The organism is Halalkalibacter alkaliphilus, assembly GCF_023555415.1.
In the GTDB taxonomy this organism is placed as follows: domain Bacteria; phylum Bacillota; class Bacilli; order Bacillales; family Bacillaceae_D; genus Halalkalibacter; species Halalkalibacter alkaliphilus.
On record NZ_JAKRYL010000004.1, the window covers coordinates 193,065 to 211,421 of the forward strand.

Sequence of the window (18,357 nt, forward strand, 5' to 3'; positions counted from 1 at the left end):
AATCAGATATTGTGGAAGGGTAGGGAAATGAAAGCATGACGAAACTAGTAGATCAACTTGCAGTAAATACGATTCGTACACTATCAATTGATAGTATCGAAAAAGCAAACTCAGGACACCCAGGTATGCCAATGGGAGCAGCGCCTATGGCGTATAGTCTTTGGACAAAATTTATGAATCATAACCCAGAAAATCCAGAGTGGGTTAACAGAGATCGCTTTGTTTTATCTGCAGGGCATGGCTCAATGCTTCTTTATAGTTTGTTACATTTAACAGGATATGATTTATCATTAGAGGATTTACAACAATTCCGTCAATGGGGAAGTAAAACTCCAGGTCATCCTGAATTCGGTCATACACCAGGTGTAGAAGCAACGACAGGTCCACTTGGACAAGGTGTTGCAATGGCAGTGGGGATGGCAATGGCTGAGCGTCATTTGGCTAGCACATATAATAAAGATGATTTCAATATCGTTGACCACTATACATATTCAATTTGTGGCGATGGGGACTTAATGGAAGGTGTTTCTGCAGAGGCTGCGTCTTTAGCAGCTCATCTTAAGCTGGGCCGTCTTATTGTCCTTTATGATTCAAACGATATTTCGTTAGATGGTGATTTGCATATCTCTTTCTCAGAGAGTGTAGAGGATCGCTATAAAGCATACGGTTGGCAAGTAATTCGTGTCGAGGATGGCAATGATCTAGATGAAATCAATCGAGCGGTTGAAGCAGCAAAACAAGATGACCGTCCAACTTTAATTGAAGTAAAAACGGTCATTGGTTTCGGTTCACCTAATAAATCAGGAAAGTCTGCTTCACACGGTGCTCCATTAGGGAAAGAAGAAGTAGCTTTAACGAAGTCAACATATGAATGGCTACATGAAGAAGAATTTCATATTCCATCTGAAGTAAGTGAAATGTTTGCTGAAGTAAAAGCAGAAGGTGCGAAGAAAGAAGAAGAGTGGAATGAACTATTTGCTAAGTACAAAGAATCTTACCCAGAGTTAGCAGCTGAATTTGAGCGTGCAAATAGTGGGGAGCTTCCAGAAGGTTGGGATTCAGAAGCACCAGTATACGAGGCGGGATCTAGTATTGCCACTCGTTCATCATCAGGTGAAGCATTAAATGCTTTTGCTAAGAAAGTTCCTGAATTGTTTGGTGGATCTGCTGACCTTGCAGGTTCTAACAAAACATACATGAAAGATTTAGGTGATTACTCACGTGATCATTACGAAGGACGTAATATTTGGTTTGGTGTACGTGAATTTGCAATGGGAGCTGCTGTAAATGGTATGGCTCTTCATGGCGGAGTAAAAGCCTTTGGTGCAACATTCTTTGTATTCTCGGATTATTTACGTCCAGCTATCCGTCTAGCAGCTCTTATGAAGTTACCGGTTATTTATGTATTTACTCATGATAGTATTGCTGTTGGTGAAGACGGACCAACACACGAACCTGTTGAGCAGTTAGCAGCATTGCGTGCAATGCCAGGTCTATCTGTCATTCGCCCAGGAGACAGTAACGAAACAGTGGCAGCTTGGAAGGCGGCTCTAGAAAGTAAGGATACACCAACAGCTCTTGTGTTAACACGTCAAAACTTAAAAACACTAGATCATACAGCAGAGCTTGCGTATGAAGGTGTTAAAAAAGGTGCATATATTGTTTCGAAATCTAGTGGTACAACAGATGTTCTATTACTTGCATCTGGATCAGAGGTACCGTTGGCAGTAGAAGCTCAAGCTGTTCTTGAGAAAGATGGCATCCATGCTGATGTTGTAAGTATGCCTAGCTGGGATCGTTTTGAGAAACAGTCACAGTCTTATAAAGATGAAGTGATCTCGCCAGATGTAAAAGTACGTCTTGGTATTGAAATGGCTTCTCCATTAGGATGGCATAAATATGTTGGGGACCATGGTGATGTATTAGCAATCGATCAATTCGGTGCATCGGCTCCAGCAGAGAAGATTTTAGCTGAATATGGCTTCACGGTTGAGAATGTTGTAGCAAAAGTTAAAGCATTGCTACAAAAATAATTTATTGAAACTGACTCATTAGTCGGGTTTTAGCTGAAATCTAAGTGCTAAAATCCACTCTTTTTGAGTCAGTTTTTTTGTTCGACAAAATTAGTGGTTATCTGCTCCGCTTTCAGACAATCATTTCACTAGAGTTCTCGTATACTAGAGAAAATAAAATGCGAGAGGGTGTCCATGATGAGACATTATGAATTGTATATATTTGAAGAAGATGTTGCTCGTCAATATTACGGACAAGAAGCAAAATTATTTTATCTTTTTCTTGAGCATGAAAAAGCGAAAGGGAGCCAAAAGGAAATTTTGAGGAAGCAAATTGAATTTATAACCAAACCTATACCGGCCCTATTATTACAACAAAAACTAAAACAGGATCTTGTGAAAATTGAGGGATACAAAAAAAAGAAAAATACACATGTCATTGATATTCCCGACCGTGATTCTAAAGTAGAGCTTGTGATTGGTGCTGATGCACTCTACTTAACAGCAGATGGGTCATTTGATGTAGAAACCATGTTCTTTGAAATCCTTAGGAAATGTGAACCAACCTTTTTCGCATTTACAATTGAAGAGCATCGCTATGGTTGGCTAAAGCCTATTAAGCAAGAGGATTTGCTTAGAACAACACAAGTTTAATGAGAAGCCAAGCGTTATTTTTCTGAAGTGCTTTTAAATCTCTTGTCATTAAGATATAATAGATAAGGTTGATTCGGGATTTTCCCGACAGGTTTAGATAGCACGAAGGAGGACGTTGGACTTATGTGGATTCATATTTTAGGGTATACCCTAGCTGTTGCAGCAGGTATTGCAATTGGCTTCTTTATAGCACGTAAGACGATGATGTCTTATTTGAAAAAGAACCCACCATTTAACGAGCAAATGCTCCGTGTCATGATGATGCAAATGGGACAAAATCCATCGCAAAAGAAAATTAATCAAATGATGAAAGCGATGCAGAAACAACAATCTAAATAATTTTATGGACAAGCACCTCAAGTTTGAGGTGTTTTTCTACTTTTATTGGATTTACTCTTAGTGGCCATATAGTACCACAACCTTCTGTTTTTTGAAGGGAAAAGGAATCACAACAAGGTATGTCGAATAATCGTATGAGTTTGTTCTAAAGGTGAATTGCAGAAAGGCCAACGTTGGATAGGAAAGGTGTCGTGTGAAAAGTGAAAGTGTTTAAAGATTTGTGGTGGTTTTTTAAAAAAGAAAAAGTATCGTATGGGCTAGGCATTGTTGTGTTAGCTCTTGTTTCCCTTCTTACATTAACACCTCCATTAATTGTTGGGATCATAGTGGACCACATAGTAGATGTAACATTAACAATAAACATTTTACTAATGTGGGTTGGTGTTTTATTGTTAATTGGCATTCTTACGTACGGTTTACGGTTTGTTTGGAGAGTCCTTATCTTTGGAGCATCAATTCGATTAGCAAGGTTGCTTCGAAATCGATTATATGAACATTTTACAAATATGTCTCATCGCTTTTATCAACGTCATAGAACAGGTGATTTAATGGCGCATGCAACGAATGATATTCGAGCAGTGCAAATGACAGCTGGCCAAGGAGTGTTAACATTAGTTGATTCATTAACGATGGGTGGATTTGTTATTATTACGATGGCAGCGACCATTAACTGGAAATTGACACTGATCTGTTTAATTCCGATGCCTTTTATGGCTTATTTAACGAGTTACTATGGAACGCTTTTACATAAGCGATTTCACTTAGCACAATCCGCTTTTTCGCAATTAAATGATACTGTTCAAGAAAGTGTGACGGGAGTACGTGTGGCAAAAACATTTGGCCAAGAAGAGGATGAAATCAATCGATTTAAGGATAAATCAAATGAAGTTGTTGAGAGAAACGTAGCTGTTGCTAAAATTGATGCATTATTTGATCCAACCATTTCTTTGATCGTCGGAATATCATATTTTTTAGCAGTTGTTTTTGGAGCACGTTTTGTCATTGCTGACGAAATGACAATTGGTCAATTAACGAGTTTTACTTTATATCTTGGCCTGTTGATCTGGCCAATGTTAGCGTTTGGATGGCTATTTAATATCGTTGAACGTGGACGCGCTTCTTATGATCGAATTTCTTCATTGTTAGCAGAAAAACAAGATATTACAGATGATTTTGCAAAGAGTGATAACAAAGCAACTGGAGACATCGATGTCTCCATACAAAAATTTTCATATCCAGGAAGTGATGATTATGCTTTGCAGGATATTGAGTTTACACTAAAACAAGGACAAACGTTAGGTATTGTTGGGAAAACGGGGAGTGGCAAGTCAACGATAATTCGTCTTCTTCAGAGAGAATATGATATAGAACATGGGGTCATTACCATTGGCGGTAAAAGGCTTGAAGAGTATAAGTTAGATGACTTAAAAGCTAGTTTCGGGAATGTACCACAAGATCACTTTCTCTTTTCAGCAACAATTGCTGACAATGTGGCATTTGCAAAACCTAGTGCATCTATAAAAGAAATTATGAACAGTTGTAAGCTTGCTAGTATTCATGATGATATTATTGGGTTTAAAGATGGATATGAAACAGTCGTAGGTGAACGTGGTGTGACATTATCGGGAGGTCAAAAACAACGGATTGCGATTTCAAGGGCTGTTTTGCCAGACCCGAATGTGTTGATTTTAGATGATTCTTTATCAGCAGTCGATGCGAAGACAGAGGAACAGATCCTTGAATCATTAAGGATAAATCGTGCTGGGAAAACGACCATTATTACTGCACATCGACTTAGTGCCATTAAGCATGCCAATTTGATTATTGTTTTAGACGAAGGGCGAATTATCCAACGTGGGGATCATTCTACATTAATGAAAGGAGATGGTTGGTACCGGAGAATGTATGAGCACCAACAATTAGAAGAGTTAGTGGAACAAGGAGGTCAGCAGGATGAAACATAAGGATCAAGTCTTAACGAATCACGAGCAAAGAGCAATTCTTTGGCGTTTACTTCGTTATGCGAAGAAACATATGAAATCACTTATGATTGCATTTACTTTGCTCCTCCTTGCAACAGGTGCAGAGCTTCTCGGCCCCATCTTAATAAAGATTTTTATAGATGATTATTTAACACCGCGGAACTTTCCGTTTGAACCTTTATTATGGTTAGCAGTTATTTACGTTGTACTACATCTGTCCTCTGTTTTTATTAATTACTTTCAAGCATTTATGTTTCAAAAAATATCTTTGAAAATTGTTCAGCAACTTCGAGTTGATGTTTTTTCAAATGTCGAACGACAAGGCCTTGCATTCTTTGATCGTACCCCTGCTGGTGGACTGATTTCTCGAATTACGAACGATACAGAGTCTATAAAAGAGTTTTATTTAACAGTTCTTGCAAACTTTGTTCAGAACATTATGTTCCTAATTGGAATATTTATAGCAATGTTTTATTTGAATCCGACTCTTGGTCTTTTCTGTCTTGTCTTATTACCGATTATTTTTGGATTAATGCAGTTATATCGAAAAATCAGCTCTAAATTTTATGCGGACATGAGTGAAAAGGTAAGTCAACTAAATGCGAAAATGAATGAAACAATCCAAGGAATGGCCATCGTTCAAATGTTTCGTCAGGAGAGGCGTCTTCGAAAAGAGTTTGGTGAGGTGAATGAAGAGCATCTCCAAGCTGGTATGAAGAGCATGAAGTTGGATGGCCTTTTGTTAAGACCAATGGTTGACTTAATTTCAATATTGGCCCTCATTTTGGTTTTAAGCTATTTTGGGATTACGTCTTTTACAAGCCCGGTTGAAATAGGAGTCTTATATGCATTTGTTAACTATTTGGATCGTTTCTTCGAGCCAGTTAATCAAATGATGATGCGCTTATCACTTTTTCAACAAGCTATTGTATCAGCAGGACGTGTCTTTAAGCTGATGGACTATGAGGAATATGCACCATCAAAGCAAGGTCGAGGATTGCCTAAAATTGAAGAAGGTAGCATTGAATTTAAGAATGTTTCTTTTTCTTATGACGGTGAAACGGATGTTCTGAAAAATATTTCATTTTCAGTAAAAAAAGGGGAAACTGTAGCTCTCGTTGGTCATACAGGAAGTGGAAAAAGTTCGATCATCAATTTGTTAATGAGATTTTACCATCTTGATAGAGGGGAGATTGTCATTGATGGACAATCAATCCATCATTTTGATAACAAGGAATTAAGGAATAATATCGGACTTGTTCTTCAAGACCCATTTCTCTATACAGGTACCATATCGAGTAATATTCGTTTATATCGGAACGATTTAACTGACTATCATATAAAAGAAGCTGCTAGATTTGTACGGGCAAATGAATTTATTGAGAGATTACCACTTTCTTACGATGCCAAAGTAACTGAAAGAGGTTCGACCTTTTCGAGTGGTCAGAGACAGCTTTTATCCTTCGCTCGAACAATTGTCACAAATCCAAAAATTCTTATATTAGATGAGGCGACAGCAAATGTTGATACTGAAACTGAGGAGGCAATCCAAGATGCCTTGAAACGAATGCAAAAAGGAAGAACTACAATAGCGATTGCCCATCGGTTATCGACGATTAAGGATGCAGATCAAATTATTGTTCTTCATAAAGGTGAGATTGTTGAACGTGGTAACCATATAGAGTTATTAGAACAAAAAGGTCTATATCATAAGATGTATTTACTGCAAAAAGGGTCATCCGAATTAGAAAGTGCTGACTCCCAGATTAAAGTAAAGAAATGAGCGATAATGAGAAAAAAGAGAACCACAGTCATTTTTGAAGGTGGTTCTCTTTATTATTAGCATTTTCATAATGGTTCAGTAAAGTATCCAACTCTTGACTGACGGTTAATACTGCATGCGACGAAAGTCCTTTGATGAGGGCAAGTTCTATTAATTCATTTCGCTTTTGTTCTATTGTTCTAAGTAATCCTTCGCTCATAGAGATTCCCTTCTTCTCTAATTCTTGTAATAATTATACAAATTAACTAGTAAATTTACAACCATAACTCAATAAAAGAAGGGGAAAATAGGTATTATCTCATAGGTCATGACTAATTCAAGCAGAAACTATTTGAATTAAATTGAAACAAGCCGCGCTTTCCTGTATCTTTAAGTAATGAACAATTATCACCGATAAGAAAGGGGTGAGCAGCTTGGACGAAATATATATATGGATAACATCGGTTGGAGCTGTAATTATGGCATCATTCGCAATTTTTATACGCTTAAAAGCGACGAAACGACCAGTGTCAGCGAAAAAAATTATTATACCACCGATCTTCATGTCAACGGGGTTTCTTATGTTTTTATATGAGCCGGCCCGACCAGCCTTTTTGCAGGTAATAGAAGCTGTTTTAGTTGGTATGATTTTTTCAATCCTGCTTATTAAAACATCAAAGTTTGAAATAAGAGATCAACAAATTTACATGAAACGATCAAAAGCATTTGCGTTCATATTATTAGGGTTGCTGTTTGCTCGAATTATTTTTAAGCTGCTAATTGGAGATACAATAAATGTAGAAGAATTAGCAGGTATGTTTTTTTTACTTGCATATGGAATGATTATTCCTTGGCGTATATCTATGTACATGAATTTTCGTCAACTAGAGAAAGGACTAAAAAATTCACTTCAGAGCAAAAGTACAATGCCTGTGGAGACTTAAGAGAAATCAGAATAAAACAACAAAAGTAGACATGTCCCACAAGGGCACGTCTACTTTTTAAATTAAAAGGTGGTGACTCAAAAGGTCTTTTTTGCCCTTTTAAGTCACCACCGGAGCAATGAGCGTAGTCGCTATACTTTAGTAGCGAACCGGAGCCATTGCTCTAACACTATTCAAACTTTTAAAACAGCCTTATTCCTTCACATCTTCTTTTGCGAGTCGTTTTAATGACTTAATTTTTCCATGAGGATTCTGTGCCTCTTTGCGTGCTCTAAATTGTCGTTCGGCTTGTCTTTTTGATTGGCTCATATTTCATCACCTTTAATCTTTATTGTCATTTGAAAAATGTTTTGCTTATCTAACTTCTAGGTTGTCAAATAGCAATTTATATTATCCAATGTTGAACAGAAAAAGATTTGGTAATTAGTTTAAATAGTAAGGCTCTTTTCGTAAAGATTGTTGCTGTGAAGAAATGTGCTTTCTCGTAGTGAAATGGAGCGCAATGGAACGAACATGTGGAGAAGTGTACTCCATAAAAACAACAAGGTATGCGAAAATAGTCATGAGTAAAAAACACAAATCGAAGAAAAAAACAAAGGTTCAAGTATTCACATTAAAAAGGCCTATGCTTATTAAGACGTTTCTAGAAGATCTTTATATGGTTTCATATCGATGTTTTTCTCTCGCAGTTTTTTCATGAGAAATTTATGGTCCCGCTTTGGTGTTGCAAGTATATACCCTCTAATAATATAATCTTGTGGCAGGTAATCAAGATTATCTTGTAACGCGAGTTCCCCGATCTTTCCTGCAATTTTTCCTTTTGCTACATCTCTAAATAATTCTGGAACAGGTTCGACTAAATCGTTTAACAAATCTCGTTGCTCGTCATTCCAAAGGTGTAATGTTTTTTCGATATAATAGTCCTGCCAATCTAAAATGGATTTACCATCTTCTTTTGGCAGCCTTTTAAGAAATTTCCGAAACATAAAATACCCACCAATAAACATTACTGTTATTAAAAAAATTGTCCATAAGACAATAAACCACATAAACCAAGTAGGCATCGTTTTTCACCTCAACTTTTTATCATACTTATCCTACCATAAAAAATAAGAACCTGCACTCGAATACAATGAGTGATTCCAAATTGTAAAAACGTTTGGTAAGATAAGTATTCGAGGTGATGAAAATAATGATTTATTTAATAAGCTATGCATTTCATATGCTTGTGTCAGTTTTGTTCTTTGTCTTAATTCCGCTTCCTTTTTTAATTAAAGGTAGTTTATTGGATGAGCCTGGCAGGTTTACACTGTTGTTGAAAATATACAAACGAATCATTTGGCTTGCTCATGGTGGCGTGATTATTGCCATTGTTTCCGGGTTTCTTATGACGACACAGTGGTTAACAGTGTGGTTTTTTATTGTTGTGTTAATTTGGTTAGCATTAAGTGCCCTTCTTGGTATGACAGCAAAAGCTGTTCGGATTATTCTAGAGAATCTGGAGAAGGATAAAAAAGAAGATGATGAAATAACTAAGTTAAGATTGTATAGCTTTTTACTAATGATTGCTATCCTATCAATGTTTATGATGAAAATTGTATTATACATATAACAAAATAGTAAAAAAGTTTGGGGTTTGTGGTTTTTCACAAATGGTACAATGTACGTTTTGTAATGTAAACAATGTCATTGACTGTAAAAGTATCTATACTAACAGTAATCGAGAAATGCATAAGGAGGACCAATAATGCTAATTGGAGTACCTAAGGAAATTAAAAACAATGAGAACCGCGTCGCGATGACTCCAGCAAGTGTTATGACACTCGTTCAGGCTGGTCATGAAGTAATCATTGAAAAGGATGCAGGATTAGGGAGTGGCTTTGAAGACGCTACGTATGTTCAAGCGGGTGCTGAAATCGAAGCTGACCCAGTAGCGATTTGGGAAAAAGTTGACATGATCATGAAAGTCAAAGAACCACTCCCTTCGGAATATGGATATTTTCGTAAAGGCCTAATTTTATTTACGTATTTACATCTTGCAGCAGAACCTGAGTTAGCTAAAGCGTTAGTTGAGAAAGAAGTTACTGCGATAGCTTATGAAACAGTTCAAGTAGGAAGAACGTTACCACTTCTTACACCGATGAGTGAGGTAGCTGGGCGAATGGCAGCTCAAATAGGGGCCCAATTCCTTGAAAAACCAAAAGGTGGGATGGGAATTCTTTTATCTGGTGTTCCTGGGGTAAAACGTGGGAAAGTAACAGTTATTGGTGGTGGAGTTGTTGGGACAAATGCAGCAAAAATTGCTATGGGTCTAGGGGCAGATGTGACAATTATGGATTTAAGTCCAGACCGTTTACGTCAGTTAGATGATTTATACGGAACCGACATACAAACACTTATGTCCAATCCTTTAAATATCGCTGAAGCCGTTGCTGATTCTGACTTAGTGATTGGTGCAGTACTCATACCAGGTGCGAAGGCTCCTAAACTTGTTACAGAAGAAATGATTAAATCAATGAAACCTGGATCTGTAGTTGTTGATGTAGCGATTGACCAAGGTGGTATTATTGAAACGGTTGATCGAATTACGACACATGATGAGCCAACCTACACGAAACATGATGTTGTTCATTATGCCGTAGCCAATATGCCTGGTGCTGTTCCGCGAACGTCAACAATTGCGTTAACGAATGTGACAATTCCTTATGCACTTCAAATTGCTAATAAAGGAGTGCAGCTCGCTCTTACAGAGAATCATGCATTAGAGTTAGGGCTAAATACAGCAGCTGGAGCAGTTACGTATGCTGCCGTGGCTTCTGATTTAGGGTTGGAATATATGACAGCGAAAGAAGCACTGGAAAAATTAAATAAATAAGACAGACTAGTTAGTAAAGCCAATGAATAATGGACTTTTCATTGGCTTTACTGAACTGGTCTGTTTTTGTGAGAAAATCCTCATTCTTTGTCGATGGTTAGTTTCCTTATTTTCCAAAAAGTGATATGCTTAAACTAGTTGTAAGGAAAGTGAAAGTATGTCATTTTATAAAGCTATTAACTACTAATTATAAATTCGGTGGGGTATTAAGATGAACATATCGGAAACGGAGAATGAAATTTTAGACCGAATTACGGATCCATTTTATGCGCTCGATCTAAACGGGAACTTTACATATATTAATACAGCTGCTTCAAGAATTCTACAACAAGATAGGGAAAAAATAATTGGGAAGAGTGTTTGGTCTGTCTTTCCAGAAACCGTTAAATTACCTTTATATAATCAATACACCAAAGCCCTCGAAAAACAAAAAACGGCTTCTTTTGAAATGTATTATCCGCCATTAAAGTTATGGTTTAGTATTACGGCATATCCTTCAAAAAAAGGCCTTTCTGTGTATTTTCAAGATATTACCAAACAGAAGCATTCCGTATTAAATCGTGAATCTCATTATGAGTCTTTATTTGAAAACAATCCAGATGCTGTTTATTCTTTTGACTTAGATGGGAACTTTCTCAGAGTAAATCCCGCAATGGAGCAATTAGTTGGCTATGACGAAGAGGAACTTTGTAAGATTTCCTATATTCCTTTAATATTAGATGAGAATTTAGAACAAACCAACAAGTACTTTATGGAGGCTACTCGAGGAATTACGCAAAATTATGAAACAAAAATAAGACATAAGAATGGAAATATTATTGATTTAAAAGTAACAAATATGCCCATTATTATTGGACAAGAAATTGTTGGTGTATACGGTATTGCTAAGGATATTTCTAACCAAAAAAGAACGGAAAAATTATTGTTTGAATCCGAGAAGTTAACTGCAGTCGGTCAGCTTGCAGCATCGATTGCTCATGAAATTAGGAACCCGCTTACATCGATTAAAGGCTTCTTACAGTTAATTAAATCGACAGTAAAGGAAGTGCGTAGTGATTTTTTAGATATTATGTCTGACGAAATAACAAGAATTGAAATGATTACTAGTGAATTGCTAGTGCTAGCTAAACCACAAGCTCTTGATTTCCAATACGAAGATTTAAATAGAATCATTGAGGATGTTGTCATGCTGTTAAGTTCTCAGGCTTTAATTAATAATGTCGAAGTAATCACTGATATTGAAGACCTACCCAATGTGAAGTGTATAGGAAGCCAGTTAAAGCAAGTTTTTATTAACTTAATTAAAAACTCAATTGAGGCAATGCCAAATGGTGGAGAAGTCGTTATTTCTGCAAAGTTGTATAACTCAAAAGAAATTTTAATTCAAGTCGTCGACCAAGGAAGTGGGATTCCAAATGAGTTCCTTTCTAAAATTGGTACACCCTTTTATACAACAAAAGAAAAGGGAACAGGTCTTGGATTAATGACAGCATTAAAAATTATTGATTCCCATAGCGGCAAATTGGAGATATCGAGTCTCCAAAATAAAGGGACAACGATTGAAATTTATTTACCAGTTGAAGCAGAAGCTAAAACTAAATAAAATCTCATTATAGAGCTTTAACAGACAGTGTCCCAATAAGTAGGGCTAATAAAGAGGATGATGAAAGATGGATCAACAAGATGTGTTATCGATTTTAAACCAGTTACGTAATCAAGAATTGAAATCGTATAGAGTGTCGAAAGAGGACTTTAATGCTTTTCGTACAATATTACTTAAACAAGAGGATGCAATTGATTTTCGAGGAAATGCTCAACATGGCGGGGAAACCATTTATACTTACGAACCCGGTTGGACGAAATAAGTAACTGTGTTAATTTTGTCAGCTACATACAGAATAAATAAGATCTAAAGAAAGTATCTGTTATTAATAATAGGTGCTTTCTTTTTATCCATTTTTTTATGAAAGAGGTAGGCAATATGTCTTGTATAAGTAATGGGGGGCATATGCCTAAAAAATACAATGGTCCAAATTTTCAGATTTTAATTACACTTGTACAAATTCTTAATTTTGACAAGGAGATGATCAAACTAAGTAGAATATTTTATAGTTGCAAAAAATACATATGGAGGAATTTATGAGTCAGACGGAATTTTTAATCAATATTACCCAGCACCAACAACCTTTCTTTAATGCGTTAGCAGCTCTTTTTACCTTTTTGGGAAATGAAGAGTTTTACTTTTTAATTGTGCCATTGGTTTATTGGTGTATTGCAAAACAGGCAGGATTTAGACTTTTTTACATTTTTTTATTATCGGTTACTATTAATGCTTTCTTGAAAATTACTTATGCTATCGAGCGTCCGATCGGAACGGAAGGAATCAATTCGCTGTATATAGAATCAGCGGAAGTAGGGAGTCATTATCCTTATGATTCTTTTCCTAGCGGTCATGCACAAGGTTCCACAACACTTTGGGGCTATTTAGCGTATTTACTAGCCAAACCTTTATTTTGGGTATTTTCGATCATTCTTATTTTGTGTATTTCATTTTCTCGACTATACACAGGGCTTCATTGGCCGGCTGATGTGGTAATAGGTATTTTAGTAGCAGTTATTATTTTAATTATTTCTATACGATTACAAGATAAAATCTCGCAGCTATCACAGAAAGTAAAATGGACGTTAGCAATTGTTACGCCACTACTTATTGTTGCTATTTTCCCAGAAGTAGAAGGCGTGAAATATGCAGGCTTCTTGTTAGGAGCAGGGATTGGATATTTATTTGAAGATAAAAAAGTTAGAATGATAATTTCAAAGAAGGTATGGAGAAAGACAGCTGCCTATGCGGTTGGACTTGTAGGTTTATTTGCCCTTCAAGTTGGGCTAAAGGTGTTGCTTCCTGAAATGTTAGTTTTTGATTTTATACGTTATGGATGCATTGGTTTATGGGGACTACTCGGAGCACCTTACGTATTTGTAAAATTACATATCTATAAGAAAGATTTTGAAGCGACAATTCCGAGTGAACATTTATCAGTCTAATAACTAGAATCCAGCTCTATTTTTGTTTTCAATTAAGTTTACAAATTGATCTTAATAATGAGGAGTCCCAAAACATAATGCTAACTTTGGGGCTCCTCTTAGTCATTTAAGGATCAATGGATTTCATAAAAAATTATTTTATTAGAAGATGCGCCGTTTGAGAATTGATCGCATAGTATGTAGCATCACAAAGAACGGAGCGATGAAAATGGCAACCAAGAATAAAAAGAAAAAAGCAGCCCCGAAAATTACAGCAGCAGAAAAATATCAATATACGATGAAAATAGTTACATCAGCAACTTGTCTAGCTTGTAAACAACAATGCACAAGGGGATTACGGTATATAGATAAAATGAGCAAACCTGGGAATATAGGAAAAGGTGTTGCCTGTCATTTAACAAAAGGCAGAGCTTTTAAATAAAAAAATATAAAAATATGAAGAGAGGGGATCTGTCAAGAGATTCCCTCTTTTATTTGAATAGATTACATAAAAGGTGAAAAAAAAATGAATTTAGTAGTATAACGTTGAAATTATTGGTGAGAATGTTATAGGTTAGTAGAGAATATGAAAATGAGGTGAATTTAGGTGCGAAAAACAACAGGAATTGTAGCACTAATTGTTTTATTTTTAATCCTAACTGCTTGTGGGCAGACAGAAGAGGAACAAGGAAGTGCTGAACTCGTTGATGAACTTACGGTCATAGAAGTGGAATTAGATATTCCTGAATTTGCAGAAATTGGCGAAGCCGTTACGTTTAACAGCATTGTAACTCATGGTGATGACTTAGTTGAAGATGCAAATGAGGTAATTTATGAAATTTGGCTGGAAGGTCAAAAGGAAGCTAGTATTATGGTAGAAGCAGATGCTCAAGAAGGGCATATTTACTCATTAAATTATACGTTTGAAGAGGCAGGAGTGTATCATGTCCAAACACATGTGACAGCACGTGGAATGCATCGAATGCCAACTGAACAAATTCAAGTTGGCGAAGAAGAAATATCAGCTGATCATAGTCATAGCCATGAGCTGCATGATGATAACCATGCTCACCATCACCATCACTATGACGTCGATATCGATACAGAGTTAAAAAGTGATCGACTAGTTGTTCAAATTGTAGTGGAAGGTGACAAGTATGAATCAGGTAATGTAACATTTGAAATGTGGCAAGAGGAAGCCGAACAAAGAGACTGGTTAGATTTAATTGAGGTCGGCAATGGAGTGTACGAGCTTCGTGATATAGAAGAGTTGTCAGGTCAATACTCTGTCATCGTCCATATTCAAGATGAAGAATTACATGAACATGTTGATATGACGTTAGACTTTTAAAGTAAAAGAAGACACGGGTGTATGTTGATCCGCGTCTTCTTTACTTAATACAGATGCTTAAGCAGAATTTCGTTTTAATCTTTTAACCTTTAAGGCTTTGATCTTGGAAATGTTTAAGACAAAATTATCGTCGGTTACAATACAATCTTCACCGTTAATCTTGAGCCGGTACATATCCTTTCTCACATCTGACTTAGTAGTGAAATTAACTTGCTGTCCGCTATGAAACTCAACGGATACTTGAAATTTTTTCATACTAATCAGCTCCTTAAAGATATTATATCACGTTTCCGTATAAATCTATAATTCCCCTCTGTTTTAGAGGAGCTGTTAACGGTATAATTCTTAATAAAAAGAAAAAAAGACATGTTTTTTAGAGGACACTGAAAAGGAATGGCTCGCTCTCGCCAGTTCCTCTATGCAAAGTGCGCAGCTATCACACTTAATCGAGGCACTGAGGAGGGGGCCTTTTCGGTGACTTCATTTTTTAAAACGTGTCTTCTTTTAATATGTCAGGTCTTAGTTTATTGTATGGGATTGGACGCTCGAATATTATTATTAATCTTATTTTTCAATATTATTTTTGTTCATATGAGAAACGTATGTCTGGAAATAAATAAAAAAAACTATATCATTAATTGAAAACGCTTGCAATATTTTCCCTTTTCACTATAATAAGGTGTACAAGGTATGTCGAAACAAAGTAACAAGAAATCTCCAATGATACTAAAAGGGAGTGACGTTTTTATGGTAACTTTAAAAGAATTAAGAGAAGAGTTTGAAGAAAAGTTAAATAGACAACTCACAACGGAAGAAATTGAAATACTTCATTTCATGATTGATTCACAATACCACAGAACGAATGAGGCTTTGGCTTAATATAAATACAATCTTCTAACCCTATTAATCTATTATGAATTTAATTGTTAGGGCGTTTTGCTTTTTAAAAATCTTCCTTGATATCATCTTTCCTACTTCGATTACATATAACTTCACTACTTTATTAAAGCCCGAAAAAACTTTATCAAACTTCCCTTGATTAAAAAGTTACAAAACTATATACACATGATAGTGAATATACAGCATATTATGTGATAGAAAGAAAAAAGGGGAGGACATTATGTTACTTGATTTTCTAAAGGCACGGTCGTTAGTAGTCGGTGGAGTACTTGGGAGTATAATTGGACTCATCGGTATTATAGTATGATTACACCTTCTTTACTAATATGAGTCTATTCAATAAGATTACTAAAAGCTTAGCTGGTAAATGAATGTATACTATGTAGAATCTCCAGCATTAAATCTCCAATGCTGGAGAGCCATATTTATAGCCAATAATCCATTTCCTTAACATTGTCGCTATATTGTTGTCTTATTAATAACTCTTCTTGCTTCATTTCTTCATAAGCCTTTTCTTCAGATTCGGAAGATCCATATTGAAGTACATAATCACCATTTCTTAAGGTGGCTGTAATTTTCCAATGTACCATTAAGATTCCCTCCTGGTAAGTAATTTCACAAAATTATATTCAGTGACATTGCCTTTTATTAAAAGGAAAATAACTTAATTTTAAGAATTAACAATTATGACTATTGAACGGCAAGTAAATTATGCTCGACTCTTAAATCCATCTAATCGAAAAGGACTATACGTATCAATGTAGTGCGCCATGATAGCCCCAGCGGCTGGAAACTGTTTTCTAAATTCTCTACAAGCATTCACTCTATAATCATTTAGATGAGTAATAACAGGGTCATATTTGACGAGCACTTCTGACATGACGGAAAGCGATATAAAATGTTCTTTTTTTTGTTCGTCGAATCCTGATTCTTTAATACGAATTTCAGTTACTCTAACGGTGTTGCTACAATAATTTTTTATAACACTCTTGCGCCTCGTAAGGGTCTCACTACATGCGTTCTCTGGAGCGTATAAGTAAATATTTGCTTCACAATAAGCTTTTCCTCTATACAAGTAAAAACCCCCTTGTCTACCTTAAGCCACTAAAATAGTGTGATTACCTTTTAAAAGTATAGTCATTATAATAAACACTTATTTTAGCAGATTACATCAATTCTACCAATCTCAAATAAAGAATTGTTTTCTTAAAAACAAGTTAAAGTTTCTTCGTTTTTCGGAACAAAGCAAGCTGTTGTTAAATAACATAAATAAAGCGTTTCCTCAGGATTTCAAGCTAAATAAGGAGGATAATGATGAATAAGAATAAGAATTATCATTTTGAAACGAAAGTTGTTCACTCTGGGTATGATGCAAAACAACATTTAGACAGTTTAACAACACCAATTTATCAGACATCAGCATTTATGTTTCCTTCTATGGAAAAAGGGGCCAAACGATTTGCAGGACAAGAACCTGGGTATATTTATTCACGGATTTCTAATCCAACGGTTTCAGTCCTTGAAGAACGTATAGCGCAACTAGAAGAAGGGGAGGCAGCACTAGCATTTGGCTCTGGTATGGCAGCAGTCTCATCAGCATTAATTGGAATCACAAAAGCAAATGATCATATCCTTTGTTCAAAAGGAGTGTATGGTTGTACATTTGGCTTGTTGCAGCTTCTAGACGAAAAATATAATATCCATTCTACTTTCTCTAACCTTTCATCCGCAGAAGAAATCAATAATAGTATACAAGAAAACACAACTTGTATTTATGTTGAAACTCCGATAAATCCAACGATGAAAGTTGTTGACTTGGAGTTAGTAGTATCCATTGCAAAGAAAAGAGGTATCAAAGTTGTAGTTGATAATACATTTTCTACTCCTTATTTACAGAAACCTTTGCAACTAGGGTGTGACCTAGTTGTTCATAGTGCAACGAAATTTATTGGTGGTCATGGGGATGTAGTTGCTGGTTTGATGGCGGGGGAGACTAAGTTGATAGAATATTTAAGGAAAACAACTCAAAAAGATATCGGAGGTGTTCTTTCTCCGTTTGATGCATGGTTGTTACTCCGAGGGTTAAAAACACTAGCTGTACGGATGGATCGACACTGTGAAAATGCAAAAAAGTTGGCCACTAAATTGAAAGCGCATCCAAAAATAAAGTCAGTGTACTATCCTGGAGATGATGATCACCCTGATTCACATATAATAAAAAAGCAAATGAAACAAGGAGGAGGTCTTCTTTCTTTTGAGATAAAAGGAACATATGAAGATGCAGTCAACGTAGTTAATCAGCTCCAGCTTATTCCTATTGCAGTCAGTCTTGGAGATGCTGAAACGCTTATCCAACATCCGGCATCAATGACTCATGCCGTCATCCCAGTTGAAGAAAGATTGCGAATGGGTATCTCCAATGAGCTTCTTCGTTTATCGGTAGGGCTAGAAGCGTGGGAAGATTTATGGGAGGATTTAAATCAGGCATTAGACTTAGTTTAATCAGATTCCTAT

At 36.1% G+C, this 18,357-nt stretch carries 20 protein-coding genes; 15 read left to right on the forward strand and 5 right to left on the reverse strand.

All coding sequences use genetic code 11. The features are described 5' to 3' along the window. The first annotated feature begins 35 nt into the window (after positions 1 to 35). From tkt to MF646_RS05635, 5 genes are all read left to right on the forward strand, one after another. Positions 36 to 2,033: a transketolase gene (tkt, locus tag MF646_RS05615; RefSeq protein ID WP_250095511.1), complete on the forward strand. Its 1,998-nt coding sequence runs from the start codon at positions 36 to 38 to the stop codon at positions 2,031 to 2,033. A 174-nt stretch (positions 2,034 to 2,207) separates the two neighbouring features. After that, positions 2,208 to 2,666, forward strand: a complete 459-nt coding sequence (gene sirA / locus MF646_RS05620; RefSeq protein ID WP_250095512.1) for a sporulation inhibitor of replication protein SirA — start codon at positions 2,208 to 2,210, stop codon at positions 2,664 to 2,666. A 123-nt stretch (positions 2,667 to 2,789) separates the two neighbouring features. Then, a complete protein-coding gene (locus MF646_RS05625; protein ID WP_250095513.1) occupies positions 2,790 to 3,005 on the forward strand; it encodes a YneF family protein in 216 nt (71 codons plus the stop codon). Positions 3,006 to 3,205: 200 nt separating this feature from the next. Continuing rightward, entirely contained in the window at positions 3,206 to 4,969 is a 1,764-nt protein-coding gene (locus MF646_RS05630; RefSeq protein ID WP_250095514.1) for an ABC transporter transmembrane domain-containing protein, read from the forward strand. Further along, entirely contained in the window at positions 4,959 to 6,770 is a 1,812-nt protein-coding gene (locus MF646_RS05635; protein WP_250095515.1) for an ABC transporter ATP-binding protein, read from the forward strand. Before MF646_RS05630 ends, MF646_RS05635 begins: the two co-directional genes overlap by 11 nt. A 28-nt stretch (positions 6,771 to 6,798) precedes the next feature. On the opposite strand, the gene MF646_RS05640 is transcribed toward MF646_RS05635, so the two are convergent. Next, complete coding sequence (locus MF646_RS05640) at positions 6,799 to 6,969, reverse strand: aspartyl-phosphate phosphatase Spo0E family protein (RefSeq protein ID WP_250095516.1); 171 nt, start codon at positions 6,967 to 6,969, stop codon at positions 6,799 to 6,801. A gap of 214 nt (positions 6,970 to 7,183) precedes the next feature. Between MF646_RS05640 and MF646_RS05645 the strand changes: the two genes are divergently transcribed. After that, a complete protein-coding gene (locus MF646_RS05645; RefSeq protein ID WP_250095517.1) occupies positions 7,184 to 7,693 on the forward strand; it encodes a CcdC family protein in 510 nt (169 codons plus the stop codon). 192 nt (positions 7,694 to 7,885) lie between these two features. Here MF646_RS05645 and MF646_RS05650 read toward each other — a convergent pair whose 3' ends face one another. Together MF646_RS05650 and MF646_RS05655 are read right to left on the reverse strand one after the other, a co-directional pair. Continuing rightward, a complete protein-coding gene (locus tag MF646_RS05650) occupies positions 7,886 to 8,002 on the reverse strand; it encodes a DUF6254 family protein (protein WP_250095518.1) in 117 nt (38 codons plus the stop codon). Between the two features lie 323 nt (positions 8,003 to 8,325). Then, positions 8,326 to 8,757 carry a DUF2621 domain-containing protein gene (locus tag MF646_RS05655; protein WP_250095519.1) on the reverse strand — a complete coding sequence of 144 codons (432 nt, stop codon included), beginning with the start codon at positions 8,755 to 8,757 and terminating at the stop codon, positions 8,326 to 8,328. Positions 8,758 to 8,885: 128 nt separating this feature from the next. Here MF646_RS05655 and MF646_RS05660 point away from each other — a divergent pair, with 128 nt between their 5' ends. The 8 genes from MF646_RS05660 (at position 8,886) to MF646_RS05695 (ending at position 15,822) form a co-directional block, all read left to right on the forward strand. Further along, positions 8,886 to 9,305, forward strand: coding sequence for a hypothetical protein (locus MF646_RS05660; protein WP_250095520.1), 420 nt, complete (start codon positions 8,886 to 8,888; stop codon positions 9,303 to 9,305). A 135-nt stretch (positions 9,306 to 9,440) separates the two neighbouring features. Next, positions 9,441 to 10,568: an alanine dehydrogenase gene (gene ald, locus MF646_RS05665; protein ID WP_250095521.1), complete on the forward strand. Its 1,128-nt coding sequence runs from the start codon at positions 9,441 to 9,443 to the stop codon at positions 10,566 to 10,568. A gap of 211 nt (positions 10,569 to 10,779) precedes the next feature. Further along, a complete protein-coding gene (locus tag MF646_RS05670; protein ID WP_250095522.1) occupies positions 10,780 to 12,171 on the forward strand; it encodes a PAS domain S-box protein in 1,392 nt (463 codons plus the stop codon). A gap of 67 nt (positions 12,172 to 12,238) precedes the next feature. Then, the gene (locus tag MF646_RS05675; protein ID WP_250095523.1) at positions 12,239 to 12,433 is read left to right on the forward strand and encodes a hypothetical protein; all 195 of its coding nucleotides are present in this window, start codon (positions 12,239 to 12,241) and stop codon (positions 12,431 to 12,433) included. A gap of 274 nt (positions 12,434 to 12,707) precedes the next feature. Next, positions 12,708 to 13,613 carry a phosphatase PAP2 family protein gene (locus MF646_RS05680; protein WP_250095524.1) on the forward strand — a complete coding sequence of 302 codons (906 nt, stop codon included), beginning with the start codon at positions 12,708 to 12,710 and terminating at the stop codon, positions 13,611 to 13,613. 208 nt (positions 13,614 to 13,821) lie between these two features. Continuing rightward, complete coding sequence (locus MF646_RS05685; protein WP_250095525.1) at positions 13,822 to 14,034, forward strand: hypothetical protein; 213 nt, start codon at positions 13,822 to 13,824, stop codon at positions 14,032 to 14,034. Positions 14,035 to 14,199: 165 nt separating this feature from the next. Further along, positions 14,200 to 14,943 carry a FixH family protein gene (locus tag MF646_RS05690; RefSeq protein WP_250095526.1) on the forward strand — a complete coding sequence of 248 codons (744 nt, stop codon included), beginning with the start codon at positions 14,200 to 14,202 and terminating at the stop codon, positions 14,941 to 14,943. A gap of 690 nt (positions 14,944 to 15,633) precedes the next feature. Continuing rightward, positions 15,634 to 15,822, forward strand: a complete 189-nt coding sequence (locus MF646_RS05695) for a hypothetical protein (RefSeq protein ID WP_250095527.1) — start codon at positions 15,634 to 15,636, stop codon at positions 15,820 to 15,822. 446 nt (positions 15,823 to 16,268) lie between these two features. On the opposite strand, the gene MF646_RS05700 is transcribed toward MF646_RS05695, so the two are convergent. Further along, positions 16,269 to 16,433 carry a hypothetical protein gene (locus MF646_RS05700; RefSeq protein ID WP_250095528.1) on the reverse strand — a complete coding sequence of 55 codons (165 nt, stop codon included), beginning with the start codon at positions 16,431 to 16,433 and terminating at the stop codon, positions 16,269 to 16,271. A gap of 119 nt (positions 16,434 to 16,552) precedes the next feature. Then, positions 16,553 to 16,918 (reverse strand): hypothetical protein, encoded by a 366-nt coding sequence (locus tag MF646_RS05705; protein ID WP_250095529.1) that lies wholly within the window; start codon positions 16,916 to 16,918, stop codon positions 16,553 to 16,555. Positions 16,919 to 17,157: 239 nt separating this feature from the next. Between MF646_RS05705 and megL the strand changes: the two genes are divergently transcribed. Beyond that, positions 17,158 to 18,345 (forward strand): methionine gamma-lyase, encoded by a 1,188-nt coding sequence (megL, locus tag MF646_RS05710; RefSeq protein WP_250095530.1) that lies wholly within the window; start codon positions 17,158 to 17,160, stop codon positions 18,343 to 18,345. Positions 18,346 to 18,357: the final 12 nt, after the last annotated feature.

Bases quoted from the DNA above. Each gene is read 5' to 3' on its own strand.
- tkt (WP_250095511.1), top strand. From the start codon at position 36: ATGACGAAACTAGTAGATCAACTTGCAGTAAATACGATTCGTACACTA.
- sirA (WP_250095512.1), top strand. From the start codon at position 2,208: ATGATGAGACATTATGAATTGTATATATTTGAAGAAGATGTTGCTCGT.
- MF646_RS05625 (WP_250095513.1), top strand. From the start codon at position 2,790: ATGTGGATTCATATTTTAGGGTATACCCTAGCTGTTGCAGCAGGTATT.
- MF646_RS05635 (WP_250095515.1), top strand. From the start codon at position 4,959: ATGAAACATAAGGATCAAGTCTTAACGAATCACGAGCAAAGAGCAATT.
- MF646_RS05640 (WP_250095516.1), bottom strand. From the start codon at position 6,969: ATGAGCGAAGGATTACTTAGAACAATAGAACAAAAGCGAAATGAATTA.
- MF646_RS05650 (WP_250095518.1), bottom strand. From the start codon at position 8,002: ATGAGCCAATCAAAAAGACAAGCCGAACGACAATTTAGAGCACGCAAA.
- MF646_RS05655 (WP_250095519.1), bottom strand. From the start codon at position 8,757: ATGCCTACTTGGTTTATGTGGTTTATTGTCTTATGGACAATTTTTTTA.
- MF646_RS05660 (WP_250095520.1), top strand. From the start codon at position 8,886: ATGATTTATTTAATAAGCTATGCATTTCATATGCTTGTGTCAGTTTTG.
- ald (WP_250095521.1), top strand. From the start codon at position 9,441: ATGCTAATTGGAGTACCTAAGGAAATTAAAAACAATGAGAACCGCGTC.
- MF646_RS05670 (WP_250095522.1), top strand. From the start codon at position 10,780: ATGAACATATCGGAAACGGAGAATGAAATTTTAGACCGAATTACGGAT.
- MF646_RS05675 (WP_250095523.1), top strand. From the start codon at position 12,239: ATGGATCAACAAGATGTGTTATCGATTTTAAACCAGTTACGTAATCAA.
- MF646_RS05680 (WP_250095524.1), top strand. From the start codon at position 12,708: ATGAGTCAGACGGAATTTTTAATCAATATTACCCAGCACCAACAACCT.
- MF646_RS05685 (WP_250095525.1), top strand. From the start codon at position 13,822: ATGGCAACCAAGAATAAAAAGAAAAAAGCAGCCCCGAAAATTACAGCA.
- MF646_RS05695 (WP_250095527.1), top strand. From the start codon at position 15,634: ATGTCGAAACAAAGTAACAAGAAATCTCCAATGATACTAAAAGGGAGT.
- MF646_RS05700 (WP_250095528.1), bottom strand. From the start codon at position 16,433: ATGGTACATTGGAAAATTACAGCCACCTTAAGAAATGGTGATTATGTA.
- megL (WP_250095530.1), top strand. From the start codon at position 17,158: ATGAATAAGAATAAGAATTATCATTTTGAAACGAAAGTTGTTCACTCT.